Annotated in this window: 15 protein-coding genes; 9 read left to right on the top strand and 6 right to left on the bottom strand. The window is 71.6% G+C overall.

The genetic code is table 11. The features are described 5' to 3' along the window. Positions 1–21 precede the first annotated feature (21 nt). Positions 22–762: a polyphosphate--glucose phosphotransferase gene (gene ppgK, locus RPQ07_RS13290; protein WP_313944340.1), complete on the top strand. Its 741-nt coding sequence runs from the start codon at positions 22–24 to the stop codon at positions 760–762. A 46-nt stretch (positions 763–808) separates the two neighbouring features. On the opposite strand, the gene RPQ07_RS13285 is transcribed toward ppgK, so the two are convergent. Beyond that, positions 809–1,381, bottom strand: coding sequence for a DUF6542 domain-containing protein (locus tag RPQ07_RS13285; protein WP_313944339.1), 573 nt, complete (start codon positions 1,379–1,381; stop codon positions 809–811). A 184-nt stretch (positions 1,382–1,565) separates the two neighbouring features. On the opposite strand from RPQ07_RS13285, the gene ychF reads away from it, so the two are divergent. Next, the gene (gene ychF / locus RPQ07_RS13280) at positions 1,566–2,654 is read left to right on the top strand and encodes a redox-regulated ATPase YchF (protein WP_313944338.1); all 1,089 of its coding nucleotides are present in this window, start codon (positions 1,566–1,568) and stop codon (positions 2,652–2,654) included. Positions 2,655–2,747: 93 nt separating this feature from the next. On the opposite strand, the gene RPQ07_RS13275 is transcribed toward ychF, so the two are convergent. After that, entirely contained in the window at positions 2,748–3,329 is a 582-nt protein-coding gene (locus tag RPQ07_RS13275; RefSeq protein ID WP_313944337.1) for a Uma2 family endonuclease, read from the bottom strand. A gap of 89 nt (positions 3,330–3,418) precedes the next feature. On the opposite strand from RPQ07_RS13275, the gene RPQ07_RS13270 reads away from it, so the two are divergent. Continuing rightward, a complete protein-coding gene (locus RPQ07_RS13270) occupies positions 3,419–5,587 on the top strand; it encodes a DEAD/DEAH box helicase (RefSeq protein WP_313944336.1) in 2,169 nt (722 codons plus the stop codon). Positions 5,588–5,770: 183 nt separating this feature from the next. Here the strand turns inward: RPQ07_RS13270 and RPQ07_RS13265 are convergent, their stop codons facing one another. The 3 genes from RPQ07_RS13265 to RPQ07_RS13255 form a co-directional block, all read right to left on the bottom strand. Beyond that, positions 5,771–6,100: a DUF4326 domain-containing protein gene (locus tag RPQ07_RS13265; protein WP_313944335.1), complete on the bottom strand. Its 330-nt coding sequence runs from the start codon at positions 6,098–6,100 to the stop codon at positions 5,771–5,773. Between the two features lie 18 nt (positions 6,101–6,118). After that, positions 6,119–6,658: a PaaI family thioesterase gene (locus RPQ07_RS13260; RefSeq protein WP_313944334.1), complete on the bottom strand. Its 540-nt coding sequence runs from the start codon at positions 6,656–6,658 to the stop codon at positions 6,119–6,121. 73 nt (positions 6,659–6,731) lie between these two features. After that, positions 6,732–7,028: an antibiotic biosynthesis monooxygenase gene (locus RPQ07_RS13255; RefSeq protein ID WP_313944333.1), complete on the bottom strand. Its 297-nt coding sequence runs from the start codon at positions 7,026–7,028 to the stop codon at positions 6,732–6,734. 118 nt (positions 7,029–7,146) lie between these two features. Between RPQ07_RS13255 and RPQ07_RS13250 the strand changes: the two genes are divergently transcribed. The 3 genes from RPQ07_RS13250 to RPQ07_RS13240 all read left to right on the top strand — a co-directional run bounded on the left by RPQ07_RS13250 (position 7,147) and on the right by RPQ07_RS13240 (position 9,936). Beyond that, positions 7,147–8,106: a GlxA family transcriptional regulator gene (locus RPQ07_RS13250; RefSeq protein ID WP_313944332.1), complete on the top strand. Its 960-nt coding sequence runs from the start codon at positions 7,147–7,149 to the stop codon at positions 8,104–8,106. A 129-nt stretch (positions 8,107–8,235) separates the two neighbouring features. Further along, positions 8,236–9,399, top strand: coding sequence for a thiolase family protein (locus RPQ07_RS13245; protein WP_313948881.1), 1,164 nt, complete (start codon positions 8,236–8,238; stop codon positions 9,397–9,399). Positions 9,400–9,486: 87 nt separating this feature from the next. Further along, entirely contained in the window at positions 9,487–9,936 is a 450-nt protein-coding gene (locus tag RPQ07_RS13240) for a helix-turn-helix domain-containing protein (RefSeq protein ID WP_313944331.1), read from the top strand. Between the two features lie 198 nt (positions 9,937–10,134). On the opposite strand, the gene RPQ07_RS13235 is transcribed toward RPQ07_RS13240, so the two are convergent. After that, the gene (locus RPQ07_RS13235; RefSeq protein ID WP_313944330.1) at positions 10,135–12,702 is read right to left on the bottom strand and encodes a glycosyl hydrolase family 95 catalytic domain-containing protein; all 2,568 of its coding nucleotides are present in this window, start codon (positions 12,700–12,702) and stop codon (positions 10,135–10,137) included. Positions 12,703–12,784: 82 nt separating this feature from the next. On the opposite strand from RPQ07_RS13235, the gene RPQ07_RS13230 reads away from it, so the two are divergent. From RPQ07_RS13230 to RPQ07_RS13220, 3 genes are all read left to right on the top strand, one after another. Further along, the gene (locus RPQ07_RS13230; protein ID WP_313944329.1) at positions 12,785–13,270 is read left to right on the top strand and encodes a cupin domain-containing protein; all 486 of its coding nucleotides are present in this window, start codon (positions 12,785–12,787) and stop codon (positions 13,268–13,270) included. A 451-nt stretch (positions 13,271–13,721) separates the two neighbouring features. Then, positions 13,722–15,296 (top strand): S8 family peptidase, encoded by a 1,575-nt coding sequence (locus tag RPQ07_RS13225; RefSeq protein ID WP_313944328.1) that lies wholly within the window; start codon positions 13,722–13,724, stop codon positions 15,294–15,296. A gap of 230 nt (positions 15,297–15,526) precedes the next feature. Next, on the top strand, positions 15,527–16,642 hold the full coding sequence (locus RPQ07_RS13220; protein ID WP_313944327.1) for a DUF4190 domain-containing protein: 1,116 nt from the start codon (positions 15,527–15,529) through the stop codon (positions 16,640–16,642). Positions 16,643–16,759 lie beyond the last annotated feature (117 nt).

Genomic DNA, 16,759 nt, shown 5'->3' with positions numbered 1-16,759 from the left:
CCTGCCCGTAACGTTGTGTCCATGAACGTGTTCGGAGTGGACATCGGCGGATCGGGCATCAAGGGCGCTCCCGTGGATCTGGAGCGCGGTGACCTGGCGCAGGAACGACATAAGGTGCTGACCCCGCATCCGGCGACGCCGGATGCGGTGGCGGACGGCGTCGCCGAAGTGGTGCGTCATTTCGACTGGTCGGGCCCGGTGGGCGTGACCTTCCCCGGCGTGGTGACGAGTGGCGTCACCCGCACCGCGGCCAACGTGGACAAGGGCTGGATCGACGTGGACGCGGCCGGACTGCTCAATGAGCGTCTCGGCGGTGTCGGCGTGACCCTGCTGAACGACGCGGACGCGGCGGGAGTGGCGGAGATGACCTTCGGCGCGGGCCGGGGCCGCAAGGGCGTCGTCATGCTGCTGACCTTCGGTACCGGCATCGGCAGCGCACTCTTCGTCGACGGCCGGCTCGTGCCCAACACCGAGCTCGGCCATCTGGAGCTGCACGGTCACGAGGCGGAGAAGCGCGCGTCGACGAAGGTCAAGGACGACGAGGACCTGAGCTGGCCCCACTGGGCGCACCGGGTCCAGAAGTACCTGGCCCATGTGGAGATGCTGTTCTCGCCCGAGCTGTTCATCATCGGCGGCGGCGTCAGCCGCAAGGCCGACAAGTTCGTGCCGCTGATCGAGGGGATCAGGGCGGAGATCGTTCCGGCGGAGCTGCAGAACAACGCGGGCATCGTGGGCGCGGCGATGGCGTCGGCGAGCAAGTGACGCCGCGCCTGTCCTGCTGAGAGCGGCTCTAGCGGCTCTAGCGGCTCTAGCGGCGGGGCGGGGGTGCGGGCCTGGTGCGGCGCTTGCGTCGTGACATCGCCCGCACCTTGCGTACGCAGGTGATCAGCCCGGCGACGAGCGTTCCGCCGTACAGCCAGCCTGCGTGCACCGCGAGCGAGGTGACGACCGCCATGATCTGGCCGCCGACCCCGCCCTCACCGCCGGAGATCGGCCCGATCCCGGTGGCGAAGGCGATGGGCACACTGATCGGGGCGGTGACCAGGTCCGCCTCGCGCACCCAGAGCGCGGTCAGCGCACACACGGGCAGGAACAGCACCCCGTACACCACGGCGGAACCGTCGAACAGCAGCCAGACCAGCGAGCCGAGCACCAGCATGGTGGCGGACGCGAAGAGCCCGCCGCCGATACCCGTCAGCCGGGGGTTGGGCAGTCTGCGCAGGGCGAGGACCACGGGAGGCACGTTCCGTGCCGGCCGCGTCGGCCGTACCCCGTACACGGCGGGGCCGTCCGCGACCTGCGGGGAAAGGGGCCCGGGAGGCGAAAGGGGTGCCTGCGGGCGCTGCCGGGGCCGGGGGTTGCTCGTCCTGTGCTGCTCCACCCGACCAACGTAGGTTGCCGGTGGGGAGGAATCAGGCACAGGACACGCCCTTTGGGTGACCTTGGCGAAGAGTTCGACTCCCGGCACCCGTCGCTGTGCGGCCGGGGCCGCCCGTAAACTGGGGGATCGGCCCACCATCGGGCCGGGCGCCCATCGCCAGTCCTCACTTCAGGAAGTCGCCAACGTGTCGCTCACGATCGGAATCGTCGGCCTGCCGAATGTCGGCAAGTCGACCCTGTTCAACGCCCTGACCAAGAACGACGTGCTGGCGGCCAACTACCCGTTCGCCACGATCGAGCCGAACGTCGGCGTGGTCGGCGTCCCCGACCCGCGCCTGACCAAGCTGGCGGAGATCTTCTCCTCCCAGCGGGTCCTCCCGGCGACGGTGGACTTCGTCGACATCGCCGGCATCGTGCGCGGCGCGAGCGAGGGCGAGGGCCTGGGCAACAAGTTCCTGGCGAACATCCGGGAGTCCGACGCGATCTGCCAGGTCATCCGCGCCTTCAAGGACGAGAACGTCGTCCACGTCGACGGCAAGGTCTCGCCGAAGGACGACATCGAGACGATCAACACCGAGCTGATCCTGGCCGACCTCCAGACCATCGAGAAGGTCCTGCCGCGCCTGCAGAAGGAATCGCGGATCAAGAAGGACATCGCGCCGAAGGTCAAGGCGGTCGAGGAGGCCAAGGAGATCCTGGAGAAGGGCGACACGCTCTTCTCGGCGGGCATCGTCCAGGGCTCCGGCAACGAGGAGCTCCTGCACGACCTGCACCTCCTCACCACCAAGCCGTTCCTCTACGTCTTCAACGTCGACGAGGACGAGCTGACGGACGACACGTTCAAGGCGGAGCAGAGCGCGCTGGTCGCCCCGGCGGAGGCGATCTTCCTCAACGCGAAGCTGGAGTCGGACCTCGCGGAACTCGACGACGAGGAGGCGCTCGAACTCCTCCAGTCGGTGGGCCAGGAGGAGCCGGGCCTGGCGACACTGGCACACGTCGGCTTCCGGACGCTGGGCCTCCAGACGTACCTGACGGCGGGCCCGAAGGAGTCCCGCGCCTGGACGATCAAGAAGGGCGCGACGGCTCCGGAGGCGGCAGGTGTGATCCACACCGACTTCCAGAAGGGCTTCATCAAGGCGGAGGTCATCTCGTTCGAGGACCTGGTGGAGACGGGGTCGGTGGCGGACGCGCGCGCGAAGGGGAAGGCGCGGATGGAGGGCAAGGAGTATGTGATGCAGGACGGGGACGTGGTGGAGTTCCGCTTCAACGTGTAGCGGGCGCCTTGTCGCCACGCTGACACGCCAACAGGCAGGTCGGAAGGGGTCGACCCCTCCAGGGGTCGGCCCCTACCCACCGACCAGGACGCGTCAGTGGGGACGACCCGGCGTCAGCTTGTCGAGGTCGAGCGTGATCTCGAACGGCACGGTCCGGCGGAGGTACCCGCGCACGATTCCGGCCGGCGCGTAGGCGCCGGTCGGGCGGTCGAGTTCATAGATATGGACGAGGGGCGAGCCGTCCTCGTCCTCGACGCACCAGTAGTGCGGAATGCCTGCCTCCGCATATTTCCGGAGCTTGACCGTGCGATCGCGGTGCGCGGACTCGGGAGAGACGACCTCGACGACGAGCCGGACGTCCTCGGGAGCGAACCAGGTGCGGTCCGGATCGTAGGAGGCGGTGGTCACCACGATGTCCGGCTCGGGACGGTTGCGGACGTCGAGGCGGATCGTCATCTCTCGTTCGACTTCCACGCCGTCGGGAGCCTGGGACGTGAGGGCCACGGTCAGGGCGGTGACAAGGCGACCGTGCCAGGCGCGCTGCGGCGACATCATGAAGACGAGGGCTCCGTCGATCAGCTCGGTGTGGCGGGGGGCCTCGGGGAGGCGGTCCAAGTCCTCCGCGAACCAGCCTTCCGCGCGGGGCGGGCGCATCCAGTCGGGCAGTGCGGTCATGGCTTCACGGTAGCGGTTTCCGGGCTTTTGGCTCCGCTCCCGTGGAAAGATGCCGGCCACGCAGTGGCAGAAACGCACCGAGGGGCGGCATGGCAGTGAGTGCGGGGCCCGTACCGGGTGGGCGGCGGGCGCGGGAGGTGCTCGGCGGTGGGGCCGCGCTGCATCGGGCCGCGCTAGGGGTCCTCGCGGATCATCGGCGGGCCGTCGAGGCCGTCCGGGCCGCCCTCGCTCCGTTGCACGACGAACTGGCCGGCCGCGAGCTCGCGGCGATACCCGTCGCGCGGCTCAAGGACGTCACCGAGGGGCGGCTGAGGCTCGGCGTCATCGAGGCGGCCGGGTACCGCTTCGTGGGGGACGTGCTGGCCGCCGACCGGTACCGGCTGCGGCAGATCCCCGGGGTCGGGCAGCAGACGGCCGATCAGGCGCTCGCCGCCGCCCGGCAGATCGCCGAGGCCGTCGGGGAGACCGTCGCCGTCCGTATCGATGTCGACAACCCCGAGCCCCGCACCTCCGCGCTCGTCGTCGCCCTGCACCGGCTCGTCGAGGCCGGCCCCGACGCGCGCCGGGCCGTCGACGCCGCCGAGGCGCTGGACCGACGGCTCGGGCCGCTGCTCGTGGAGGCCGCGCCGGCCGGTGGGCGGCTGCGGATGTGGCTCGCCGGGCAGGAGCGGCGGGAGCGGGTCCACGCCGCGGTCGCCGAGATCCTGGCGGTGACCGAGGAGGCCGGGAGCCACGACGTACCCGTACTGCTCGGGCAGGCCTCCGTCGACCTGCTGCGTGCTCCCGCCGACGACGTCGAGGCCTGGGTCGACTTCGAGCTGCGCTCGGCCGAGTACTACAGCCTGCTGGCCGAGATCGCGGGCCGCGGGCCCGACCTCGCGGCGGCGGAGGGGTTCCTGCCCGGTGAGGTGGCCGAGCGGGTGCGCGCGCAGCCGCTCGACGACACCCTCCGCCGGGTCTCGTTGCGCGGCTACCAGTCCTTCGGCGCGCGCTTCGTGCTGGCCCAGCGGCGCGTCGTCCTCGGCGATGAGATGGGCCTCGGCAAGACCATCCAGGCCATCGCCGCCCTGGCGCACCTCGCCGCGACCGGGCAGAGCCACTTCATGGTGGTGTGCCCCGCGAGCGTGCTGATCAACTGGACGCGCGAGGTCTCGGCGCGCAGCGCCCTGCGGGCGATTCCGCTGCACGGTCCGGACCGGCAGGAGGCGTTCGCGCAGTGGAAGGACGGCGGCGGTGTCGCCATCACGACGTACGACGCCCTGCGCGGCTTCCCCGTTCCCGGCGCCGGGGAGCTGGGCATGCTGGTCGTCGACGAGGCGCACTATGTGAAGAACCCGGAGGCCCGGCGGTCGAGGACCGTGGCCGAGTGGGCCGCCCCCTGCGAGCGGGTCCTCTTCCTCACGGGGACACCCATGGAGAACCGGGTCGCGGAGTTCCGCAGTCTCGTACGCCACCTCCAGCCCGAACTGGCCCCCGAGATCGGGGGAGTCGAGGGTGCCGTCGGCTCGCGTGCGTTCCGCAGGGCGGTGGCGCCGTGCTATCTGCGGCGCAACCAGGAGGACGTGCTCACCGAGTTGCCCAGCCTGCTGCACACGGACGAGTGGGAGGAGCTCAGCGCGGCGGATCTGGACGCCTACGCGGAGGCCGTGGACGCGGGCAACTTCATGGCGATGCGCCGGGCGGCGTACGTCCACGCGGAGAAGTCGGCGAAGCTCCAGCGGCTGCGCGAGCTGGTGGCCGAGGCGGCGGACAACGGGCTGAAGGTACTGGTCTTCTCCTACTTCCGCGATGTGCTCGAGACGGTGGGGGAGGCCCTGGGGCCGCAGGCGTACGGCCCGATCTCCGGGAGCGTGGCGCCCGGGCGGCGCCAGAACATCGTGGACGAGTTCAGTGCGGTGGCCGGGCATGCCGTGCTCCTCGCCCAGATCGAGGCCGGCGGGGTCGGGCTCAATCTTCAGGCGGCCTCCGTCGTGATCATCTGCGAGCCGCAGATCAAGCCGACCATCGAGCACCAGGCGGTGGCCCGCGCGCACCGGATGGGGCAGGTACGCGCCGTGCAGGTGCACCGGCTGCTCGCCACGAGCGGGGTGGACAAGCGGATGCTGGAGATCCTGGAGAACAAGTCACGGCTGTTCGACGCGTATGCGCGCCGCAGTGACGTCGCGGAGGCCACTCCCGACGCGATCGACATCTCGGACGGGTCGCTGGCCCGGCAGATCGTCGAGGAGGAACAGCGACGACTCGCGGCTCGGGGCTGAGTCCTCGGGGAGGGGCGGGGAGGTGGTGCACCGGTCCGCCGGCACCTCACCGCCCGCCGCCACCGTCACGCCCGCCGCACCTCACCGCCCGCCGCCGCCACCGTCACGCCCGCCGGCACCTCACCGCCCGCCGCCGCCACCGTCACGCTCGCCGGCACTTCACCGCCCACCGCCCCGCCGCCGTCACGCCCCGCCGTCCTCGCCGTACCCCGCGTCCGCCAGTTCCGCCACCAGCTCCGCATGGCAGCGCTCCGGCACGCACCAGCAGCCGAGCCGGCGGCCCCGCAGCTCGGGAAGCATCGCCAACAGGTCGGGCCGGGACAGCAGATGGGCCCGGTACATCTCCACCACCTCCTCGCGGGTGCCGTCCTTCCCCGGCCGGTACGGGCTCGCCAGCGGGGATCCGGCGAGGTGCCAGCCCCCGCGGTGCATGGGCCGGCCGACATAGACGACGTCCGCGTAGCCGGGGTCGTCGCGACGGCCCTTGAGATTGACGACGGTCGTTGCGGTCATGGAGTGGATCCTCCGGCGTCAGGACGTTCCCTGCCAGGCGAACACGGCGCAGGTCGTCGTCGCGTGTGCGTACAGCTTGCCGCTGTCGGCCCCGGTCACCCGTGCCTCGGCGGTCGCCGTCGTGCGGCCCACGTGGATCACCGTTCCCTCGCAGCGCAGCCGCTCGCTGTCGGCGAACACCGGGCGCACCAGATTCACCCCCAACTGCACGGTCGTGTAGGCGCGGCCGGCCGCCAGGGTGGTCATCACGGCGCAGCCGAGTGCCGAGTCGAGCAGCGTCGCGAGGTAGCCGCCGTGGACCGAGCCCATCGGGTTGAGCAGGTGCTCGCCGGTTTCGCCCTCGAACACCGCGCGGCCCTCGTCTGCCTCGACGAGCCGGAAGCCGAGCGTGCCGCAGATCGGCGGCTGCGGCAGTCCGCCGTCGATGGTGAGGCTGAGCAGTTCGAGCCCGGTCAGCCGGCCCGCTGCCTCGTAGCTCGTGGGCAGGGACCAGGTGTGGGTACGACTCCGGGGCTCGGTGAACTCCACCGTCTCGGGCAGGCTCGTCAGCTCGGGCATGGGGGATCTCCTCGGTGGACGGGGTGATGGGGCCCGCGGGCCGCCGGGAAACGGCCCGCGGGCGGTTCATGGGTCAGGGGAGCTTGACGGCCAGCAGGTCGACGGGCCGGATGTCCGGTGGCGAAGCGAGCATCGTCCCCGCGGCCTCCGTCAGCGCGGCGGCGATACGGCCGCGCAGATGGCCCGTCCGCCCCTCCTCGTTCTCGAAGGTGTCGAAGACCCCGAAGACCGTGTCGCTCTCCTTGAACGCGAACCAGGTGACGGTGTGGTCCTCCGCGCGGGCGAGCCGCAGGGCGTCGCCCAGCATCGCCTCGACCTGGCCGGCGTACTCCGGCCGCGCCTCGATTCTGGCCAGCAGTCCGATGTTCATCGTGTGTCGCTCCGTCGCGTCGTGGTGGGCGTCCCGTCCAGCGGGATATCCGCAAACCTAGGGTCGCGACCCGGCCGCTCCCAGTGGCGTGAACGACGCATCCGATACCGTTTCCGCCATGGATGTTGCGGTGCTCGTCTACGACGGCGTGTTCGATTCCGGGCTCTCGGCGGTGCTCGATGTGATCGAGGGGGCCAACGCGATGCGGGGCGAGCTTCCGCAGCCGCCGCCCGCCTGGCAAGTCACGACGATCGGTTTCCGGCGGCGCATCCGTACGGGCGCGGGCCACGTCGTGACCACGGCGCCCGCAGCCCGCGCCGAGGGAGCCGGCCTGCTGATCGTGCCCGCGCTCGCGGAACGCCGTCCGGAGGCGCTGCTCGATCATGTCGGCGGCCCGGACTCGGCTGCCGTACGACGCCTCGTGTCCGATGCGCGTGACCGGGGGACGCCGGTCGCGTCCGCGTGTACGGGGACGTTCCTGCTCGCCGAATCGGGCGTACTCGACGGGCGCCGGGCGACGACCAGCTGGTGGCTGGCGCCGGTCTTCCGCAAGCGCTACGCGGCGGTGACGCTCGACGAGACGCGGATGGTCACCACATCGGACGGTGTGACGACGGCGGGTGCGGCGTTCGGGCACGTCGATCTGGCGCTCGCGGTCGTCCGGATGGGCAGCCCCGTCCTCGCGGACCTCGTGGCCCGCTACCTCGTCGTCGACGAGCGGCCCTCCCAGTCGGCGTACACCATCCCGAGCGCGCTGGCCCAGAGCGATCCGGTGGTCGCCGCCTTCGAGCGGTGGGTGAGGGTGCATCTCGACGGCCCGGTGAACGTCGCCGAGGCCGCGCGCTCCCTGGGTGTCAGCGAGCGCACCCTCCAGCGGACCGTGCGCCGGGTGCTCGGGACCTCGCCGGTGCGCTTCGTGCAGGACCTGCGGGTCGAGCGGGCCTCGCATCTGCTGCGGACGACCGATCTGTCCCTGGACTCCATCGCGCGGAAGGTCGGCTACGAGCACGCCAACACCCTGCGGATCCTGCTGCGCGAGCGCACCGGCAGCACGGCGGCGACGCTGCGAGGCCGCTGAAACGCCTGCGCAGGAGTCGGTTGGGATTGACAACTCTCTCGGCACGGATGCATCGTCGCATGGTGGGTTGTGAATTCCAACCCACTGGTGCGGCCCACCGGGGTGGGCGGCAGGATCGCGGGAGGCACAGTGCGGGACGCGGTGATCGTCGAAGCTGTTCGGACGCCGGTCGGCAGGGGAAAGCCGGGAGGGGCGCTGCACGACGAACCCCCCGTCGACCTGCTCGCCAGGACGCTCCTCGCGCTGGTGGAGCGCACCGGGATCGACCCCGGTCTGGTGGACGACGTCATCGGCGGATGCGTGACCCAGGTGGGCGACCAGGCCGTCAACATCACCCGGAACGCGGTGCTCGCCGCCGGGTTCCCCGAGAGCGTCCCCGGCATGACCGTGGACCGTCAGTGCGGCTCCTCCCAGCAGGCCGCGCACATCGCGGCGCAGGGTGTGATCAGCGGGGCCTACGACATCGCCATCGCCTGTGGGGTCGAGTCGATGTCGCGGGTGCCGATGGGCTCCAACGTGCTGCCGGGCAGCGACCCGTACGGGCGACGGCTCGCCGAGCGCTACCCGGACGGCCTCGTCGGACAGGGCATCAGCGCCGAGTTGATCGCCGCGCGCTGGAAGATCTCCCGCGAGGAGATGGACGCCTTCGCGCTGGAGTCCCACCGCAGGGCCGCGGCCGCCTGGGAGTCGGGGGAGTTCGACCGCGAGGTCGCCTGGGCCGGGCAGCGGGACGAATCCGTACGGCCGGGGACCTCGGCGCAGGCGCTGGCCGGTCTGCGGTCGGCGTACCACGACGGCCCGACCGGCGAGCGCTTCCCCGAGATCGGCTGGCAGATCACGGCGGGCAACAGCTCACCGGTGAACGACGGCGCGGCCGCGCTGCTGATCATGGGCGCGGATGTCGCGGAGCGGCTGGGTCTGCGCCCGCGCGCCCGCTTCCACTCCTTCGCCGTGGCCGGGGACGATCCGCTGCTGATGCTTACGGCGATCATGCCCGCCACTGAGAAGGTCCTCGCCCGGGCCGGGCTGGGCATCGGGGACATCGGCCTGTTCGAGGTGAACGAGGCGTTCGCGTCGGTGGTGCTGGCCTGGCAGCGGGAGACGGGCGTGGAGGCCGACCGGCTGAACGTGCGGGGCGGCGCCATCGCGATCGGGCATCCGCTGGGCGCCAGCGGCGCGCGCCTGATGACCACGCTGCTGCACAACCTGGAGGACCGCGGCGGGAGGTACGGGCTTCAGACCATGTGCGAGGCCGGCGGCCTCGCCAACGCCACCATCGTCGAACGCCTCTGAAGCGCCGGTGGGCGGCCCGTCCGAGGGCCGCCCCCCACCGCTTCCACGGCGTCCGGCCGCACGGAGGGGCGGCCTAGAATGAACCGTATGCCGAAGAGCGCCGAGCCCAGGGAGTGCTCCATCGCGGATGCGCTCGACCTTGTCGGCGAGCGCTGGACACTGCTCGCCGTCCGCGAACTGACCCACGGTGTACGGCGCTTCGACCAGATCATCCGCAACACCGGGGCGTCCCGGGACATCCTCGCGGCCCGGCTGCGCAAGCTGGAGACGGCGGGGGCCGTGCGCCGGGAGCAGTACAGCGACCGGCCGGCGCGTTACGAGTACCACCTCACGCCCGCGGGGCAGGAGCTCGGGGACGTCCTCCTCACCCTGATGAAGTGGGGCGACCGGCACCTCAACGCCGGGGATCCGCCGCTGACGCTTCAGCACGCGTGCGGAGAGACGCTGGAGCCGGAGGTCGTCTGCGCCCACTGCGGACAGCCGGCCCGCCGCGGCCTGCACGCGCCCGCGGGCCGCGGAGCTCGGAAGCGGGACTGAGCGGGACTGAGCGGGACGGCGGTGGCCCGGGCGGGACCGGCAGGACGGGGCAGGTCGACCGGGACCGGCAGGACCGGGCAGGACGCGCGCGACCGGCAGGACGGCACTCGGGCATGACCGGCAGGACCGGGCATTGCCGGTGGTGCGGATCGGCCCGAGCGTTGCCGGTGGTGCGGCCTCGGCCCGGCCCCAATCGCCTCAGCCCCTGCGCCGCGCCGTCAACTCCCGTACGCCCGCCGGGTTCTCCGCGTCCTTCGAGCGCACCGTCACCCGGATGTGCCGCACCGCGGCGCCCGGCCTGAACGGCGCCCAGTGCACGGCGTCCTTCGACGCCTCGACGGTGTACGCGGCGGGGCGCACCTCGGTCCACCGCGGGGTCACCGACGCGAGCGCCGTCGAACGGCCGAGGTCCGCCATCAGCGTGCCGGTCGCGCCGTCCGGTACCCAGGCCGTTGCCGGACTGCCGTCCACCGCCGCTGCCGCATACATCCCGGGCTCCTCCGAGGACGCGGACGCCGTGACGCACCGGGCCGCGTTGTCCGTCGGTGCGAGGTCCGGGCGGCGCGTGGGCAGGGTGACCGAGTGTTTCAGCAGGACCGGTCCGGCGGGGGTGTGCAGCGTGAACGGCTCGCCCTGCGTCAGCCGTACCGTCGTCCGACGCGCGCCGAGTGCGATGTCGTACGTACGCCCCTGCCAGCGAAGGCCCCGCAGGGTGACACCGCTCGTTAGCTGCGGCGGCAGCGTCGGGGCGATCCGCACCCCGTCCTCCCGCAGCCGCAGGCCCGTGAGACCGTGCGTGAAGACCTGAAGGAAGCCGCCCTTCCCGGTGAGGAAGTCCTGTGCCGGCGAGCCCGCGAGCGGATCGTCCGCACCCGCCTTGTCGCCCCGGGCCTCGGCGAACGTGGCGAACGGGCCGCGGACGAACGGCCTGATCGAGCGCTGGAGATAGGTGTACGCCGAGCAGCCCGGCTCGCCGATCTCCGCCGCGTCGACGGCGTGGACCGAGTCGGTCATCGCGGGGCCGTCGGGGTCGGTGCGCTCCGCGTAGTAGTCGAGGGTGGCCGCGCCCGCGCCCTGCTCCATCGGCCATTCGAGCGGGTAGGTCAGCAGCACGGTGTCGGCCTGCTTGATCCGCGAGCCGTTGTAGCCGGCGTACTGGAGGAAGATCTTCCGCTCCGCGTCGTACGGAATGCGCAGACCGTCCGCCGTCCTCCGCCACTCCGGCGGCGCGCTCTCGCCGAGGAGCCGGGCGGCGCGGATCGCATGGCGCAGAGCGGTGGCCGCACCGGCGTTGGTGAACACCCCGTCGTCGACGCCGTTGCTGTACTCGTCGGGGCCGGCCACGTCCTTGACGGAGTAGCTGCCGTCCGGGTTGGCGGTGACGCGCGAGGCCCAGAACTCGGCGATGCCCTTCAGCAGCGGCCAGCCCCGCTCGCGCAGCCAGCCGCGGTCGCCGGTGGCCAGGTAGTACTGCCAGACGGCCAGCGAGACATCGCCCTGGAGGTGGTTCTGGGTGAGACAGTGCGGCGGATTCCAGCTCTGGCACTCGGACCAGAGGGCGCCTTCCCCGCCGCTGGTCCAGGGGTAGAACAGGCCCTTGAAGCCGAGCTTCGCGGCGTTCTCGGCGGCTGCTTCTCGGGTGCGGTAGCGGTATTCGACGACCGGGCGTGCCAGCTCCGGGCGGGTGGCGAGCAGGCCGGGGTACATCCAGGTCTCCGCGTCCCAGAAGACCAGTCCCGCGTAATTGTCGCTCGTCAGACCGGTCGGGGCGAGGCTGTCGGAGGAACCTCGGCGAGAACTCGCCAGCAGGCCGTACTGCGCCGAGCGCAGCCAGGTCTGCAGCTCCGGCCGCCCGGGGGTGAGCACGTCCGCCGTCCACAGCGTCGACCAGGCCGCGGAGTTGGCGTCCATGAGCCGCTGCCAGCCGCGGTCGGCGGCCCGCCGCGCGGCGGCCCGTGCGGAGCGCCGGGGATCGGGCGAGGTGAGCGAGGTGTCCACGCCGACGTACTTCACGTACTCGCGGACGCCGCCGTGTCGCGTGCGGCGAAGGGCCGTGGCGACCGCGCCGTCCGTCGCCGTCCCGTCCGTGCGGAAGGTGTTCTCACCGGTGCGCGTGACCCGGCGGGCACCGCGCCAGTCGAGCCGGTCGGTGACCTCGGGCTCGCCGTCCCAGTGCGGCGTGAGCCGCAGCCGTACCGCCCCGGTGTGGGGATCGGACCGGTCGGTGACGACGTCGAGGACCATCTCGGTCGTCCGGCCGTCGGCGGTCGTCCAGGTCAGGGAGGTGCGCACGAGACCGCAGCGCCGGAAGACGGTCTGGCGGTAGCCGGAGATCCGCGAGGCCGGTCCGAAGGTCTCGTCGCCCACGCGTACGTCGAGCGTCGTCCAGGTGGGCAGGGCCGCGAGGACCTGACGGTCGGCCGTGGTGGCGGGGTTGTGCGCGTACAGACCGGCGGCGAAGGCACCGTCGTAGCGGGGCGTGAACAGCGGCCAGCCGGTCTTGGCCGCACTCTCGGCGTAGCCTGAACCGAGAGGCGGCACCCGGATGCCGAGGTAGCCGTTTCCGGTGTACGCGTGGTTGTCCCCGGCCGCCTCGGGCGTGGTGGACGTGGGTGCCCAGGCGGGATCGGTGTCGCTCTCGCAGGCCGCGGACGCGGGCCGGGCGGGCGCCGTGCCGGTCCCGGCGTGCGAGACGGCCGGGAAAGCCGTGGCGATCAGGGCGCTCGCGACCAGTGGTGCGAGGGGGGAGATCCGCGAGAGGGTCATCGCAGGACCCTATTTTTCGGACGGTCCCGAGCGGTGGAGGACGCGCTGGGCGACCGGTCGACCGTGAGGAGACGTGAGGGACATGTCGTACCCGGACCCGAAGTACCTGGGCGAGAAAGGCGAGATCTCCGCGACGTTCCGCCCCGTGGACACCGCCGCCGACGTGGTGTCCGGGAGCGGCAGCCGTACGCACTACCTCGCCACGGGCGCGGCCACCGGCGGTGAGTTCGGGCTCTACAGGATGGACATGGCGCCGAGGGGCGGCGGTCCGCGGACGCACTTCCACAAGTCGATCTCGGAGTCGTTCTTCGTCATCTCGGGGACGGTGCGGCTGTTCAACGGCGAGAGCTGGATCGACGGGACGGCCGGTGACTTTCTCTACGTCCCGCAGGGCGGACTGCACGCCTTCCGCAACGAGTCGGACGATCCGGCGTCGATGCTGATCCTGTTCACGCCGGGGGCGCCGCGCGAGGAGTACTTCGAGAAGGTCGCGGAGGTGGCGACCGAGTGGTCGCCGGAGGATCAGGCGGAGTTCTACTTCCGGCACGACACGTTCTGGACGGAATGAACCGGACGGGACTGCGGACGGAATGAACAGGCGGCAGGAACAGGCGAGCTGAACAGACGGCGTGAACAGCCGGACTGAACAGCCCGACTGAACCGGCCCACTGAACTCACGATCGGGACAAGCTCGGGGGCGGGCAGGGGTGTTGCCCCGCCCGCCCCCGGTCGTGTGCGTCCGGCGCCACCGGGCTCGTGCCGCAGGCCCGCCGCCCACCCCCCGCCACATGGCGCGCACATGAGGTCCGACGGCGTTGCGTGGCAGGCATGTGTGCCCCAACGGCGTTGTGTGGCGCGCGTGTTACGTCCCTCCGTGAACTCTTGTGGGGACTCCTGCGGGTCCGACAATCTTTCGCTCGGCAGGCGGCACATCGGCACAGGGGATTCAGCAGCCGGTGATTGTCATGTGCCTGCCCGACCCCCACAGCAGCGCACCACCAATGAGGAGGACCCCTCACATGTCAGTGATGCGTCATTCGCGTCGAAGACTCGCCGCGGTCAGTGCGACAGCCGTCGCGGCACTCGCGTTCGGCACCGTCTCCGCCCTCCCGGCCGGTGCGGCCGAGCCGGCGCCGTCAGGTGTCATCCAGAACGCGGGCGCCCCCGGCGCCGTCAAGGGCAGCTACATCGTCACGCTGCACGAATCCGTGGCCGAGGCCGGCTCCACCGCCGGCAGGGCGCTCGCCGCCGAGTACGGCGCGAAGATCCGCAAGACCTACAGCGCCGCGCTGAACGGCTACTCCGTCCAGCTCTCCGAGGCGCAGGCCCGGAAGTTCGCCGCGGACCCGGCCGTTGAGTCCGTCGTACAGAACCGCGTCTTCAAGGCGACCGCCACCCAGCCCAACCCGCCGTCCTGGGGCCTGGACCGGATCGACCAGCGCGCCCTGCCGGTCAACCGGAGCTACACCTACCCGGACACCGCGGGTGAGGGCGTGACCGCGTACATCATCGACACCGGTGTACGGATCACCCACAGCGACTTCGGCGGCCGGGCGTCGTACGGCTTCGACGCCATCGACAACGACAACACCGCGCAGGACGGCAACGGTCACGGCACACACGTCGCCGGGACCGTCGCGGGTACCGCCCACGGTGTGGCCAAGAAGGCCAGGATCGTCGGCGTGCGCGTGCTGGACAACAGCGGCTCGGGCACGACCGAGCAGGTCGTCGCCGGCATCGACTGGGTGACGCGCAACGCCGTCAAGCCGGCTGTCGCCAACCTGAGCCTGGGCGGCGGCGTCGACCCCGCCCTCGACACCGCGGTGCGCAACTCCATAGCCTCCGGCGTCACCTATGCCATCGCGGCGGGCAACGACGGTGCCAACGCCTCGAACTACTCGCCCGCACGCGTCACCGAGGCCATCACCGTCGGCTCCACCACCAGCACCGACGCGCGCTCCAGCTTCTCCAACTACGGCACGGTGCTGGACATCTTCGCGCCGGGCTCGTCCATCACCTCGTCCTGGAACACCGGTGACGCGGCGACGAACACCATCTCCGGCACCTCGATGGCCACTCCGCATGTCGCCGGCGCGGCCGCGCTGTACCTCGCGGCCAACCGGACCGCGACCCCGGCCCAGGTCTCCACGGCCCTGACCACCGCCGCCACCAGCGGTGTGGTGGGCAGCCCGGGCACGGGTTCGCCGAACCGCCTGCTGTACGTGGGCGGCACCGACACCCCGCCCCCGGGGAAGAAGTTCGAGAACACCGCCGACTACACGATCACCGACAACGCCACGGTCGAGTCGCCCGTCACGGTCAGCGGCGTCACCGGCAACGCGCCCGCGGCGCTGAGCGTTCCGGTCGACATCAAGCACACGTACATCGGTGACCTGCGCATCGACCTGGTCGCACCCGACGGCACGGTCTACAACCTCAAGGCGTACGGCACGGGCGGCAGCGCGGACAACGTGATCACCACGTACACCGTGAACGCGTCGTCGGAGGTCGCCAACGGCACCTGGAAGCTCCGGGTCGGCGACAACGCCGCCCAGGACGTCGGCAAGATCGACTCGTGGGCCCTGCAGTTCTGACGCCGTGACGCCGGCACGCGCCGCGGTTGTGACGCGGTGACGTTGCGACGCTCGTCCGACAGATCCGCAGTCCGGTACGACGGCCCCTGAGGGGCCGGCAGGGGCGGTCGCCACGGCGGCCGCCCCTTTCCGTCGCCCGCATTCCGTACGCCCTCCCGAGCCACGTATGATCCGCACGCCCGTTCGCACGGACCGGCCGAGGTCGACGCATCCCGAGGAGCACCGCAGCCGTGTACCCATCGCAGCAGGGCGGCGGGCAGCCGTACCAGCCGTACGGGGGGCAGCCGCCCCACCAGCAGTTCCCCGGGTATCCGGTGCCGCCGGCCGTGCAGCCGGTCAACGGCCTGTCCATCGCCTCCCTCGTGCTCGGCCTCGTCTGCTGTCTGCCGCCGCTCGGCATGATCTTCGGCTTCATCGCCCTGGCCCAGATCAGGAAGAAGGGTGAACGCGGGAAGGGCATGGCGATCGCGGGCACCGGCCTCTCCGCCGTCAGCACCCTGCTGCTCGTGGTCGTACTCGCCACCGGCGGGATCGGCGAAACGTGGGACGGCGTCAAGAAGGGCGTGGATCAGGCGTCCCGGCACCGCAGCACCCTGGATCTGCGCAAGGGCGACTGCTTCAACCTCCCCGGCGCCGCGGTGCCGGAGGAAGAGGAGACCTCGGGCGTCGAGGTCGTCGACTGCGAGCTGAAGCACGAGGCGGAGGTGTCCGGCGGCTTCGAAGTGACGGGCTTCGACGACTACCCGGGGGAGAGCCGCCTCGACACCCTGGCCGTGAAGCGCTGTCAGGAGATCAACGATGCCTACGCCCTGGACGCCTGGGACCGCCCCAAGGGCATGGAGGCGTACTACTACCTGCCGACCGACGAGAGCTGGCGGCTCGGCGACTCCGCGGTGACCTGCAGTTTCGCCTCCGTCAGCGGTGCGAAGGTGACCGGTTCGCTCCGACGCGACGCGACGAGCCTGAACCCTCATCAACTCGCCTATCTGAAGGCCGAGTCTGCCGTCACCGGGCGGTCGGCGAGCGAACCCGATGAGGAGTTCCCCGAGAACGCCCAGGGTCACCGGGACTGGGCCCGGCAGACGTCCGCCACACTCGCCGCGCAGGCACGCGCCCTGCGGGAGCACGCGTGGCCCGCTGCCGTCGCGACGGCAGCGGAGCGGCGGGCGGGGGAGTTCGACCGGGCACGCGCCCACTGGGACAGGGCCGCCCGCGCCCAGGAGGAGGACTCCTTCTGGGACCACGCCCTGCAGGGCGAGGACACACTGGTCCGGGCGACCGAGGTCTCGGTACGGCGTGCTCTCGGGCTGACGTCGGTGCCGCCGCCGGACGATCCGGGGGCGTGACACCGGGCGGCAGCCGGCCGGCCGGGACGACGAACCATGACGCACCACGATGAACCCGGCCGACGCGAGCACGAAGCCGGCGCCCGGACCGCCATGGCCCGGGCGCCGGCTTCCGCG

It is taken from the genome of Streptomyces sp. AM8-1-1, from assembly GCF_032229325.1.
GTDB lineage: Bacteria > Actinomycetota > Actinomycetes > Streptomycetales > Streptomycetaceae > Streptomyces > Streptomyces achmelvichensis.
The sequence above is the reverse complement of the archived record's forward strand: the minus strand, read 5'-3'. Positions and strand labels throughout refer to the sequence as shown.

Excerpts from the sequence above, each read along its gene's own strand:
- ppgK (WP_313944340.1), top strand. The coding sequence starts at position 22 with ATGAACGTGTTCGGAGTGGACATCGGCGGATCGGGCATCAAGGGCGCT.
- RPQ07_RS13275 (WP_313944337.1), bottom strand. The coding sequence starts at position 3,329 with ATGACCGCACTGCCCGACTGGATGCGCCCGCCCCGCGCGGAAGGCTGG.
- RPQ07_RS13270 (WP_313944336.1), top strand. The coding sequence starts at position 3,419 with ATGGCAGTGAGTGCGGGGCCCGTACCGGGTGGGCGGCGGGCGCGGGAG.
- RPQ07_RS13265 (WP_313944335.1), bottom strand. The coding sequence starts at position 6,100 with ATGACCGCAACGACCGTCGTCAATCTCAAGGGCCGTCGCGACGACCCC.
- RPQ07_RS13260 (WP_313944334.1), bottom strand. The coding sequence starts at position 6,658 with ATGCCCGAGCTGACGAGCCTGCCCGAGACGGTGGAGTTCACCGAGCCC.
- RPQ07_RS13255 (WP_313944333.1), bottom strand. The coding sequence starts at position 7,028 with ATGAACATCGGACTGCTGGCCAGAATCGAGGCGCGGCCGGAGTACGCC.
- RPQ07_RS13250 (WP_313944332.1), top strand. The coding sequence starts at position 7,147 with ATGGATGTTGCGGTGCTCGTCTACGACGGCGTGTTCGATTCCGGGCTC.
- RPQ07_RS13240 (WP_313944331.1), top strand. The coding sequence starts at position 9,487 with ATGCCGAAGAGCGCCGAGCCCAGGGAGTGCTCCATCGCGGATGCGCTC.
- RPQ07_RS13235 (WP_313944330.1), bottom strand. The coding sequence starts at position 12,702 with ATGACCCTCTCGCGGATCTCCCCCCTCGCACCACTGGTCGCGAGCGCC.
- RPQ07_RS13230 (WP_313944329.1), top strand. The coding sequence starts at position 12,785 with ATGTCGTACCCGGACCCGAAGTACCTGGGCGAGAAAGGCGAGATCTCC.
- RPQ07_RS13225 (WP_313944328.1), top strand. The coding sequence starts at position 13,722 with ATGTCAGTGATGCGTCATTCGCGTCGAAGACTCGCCGCGGTCAGTGCG.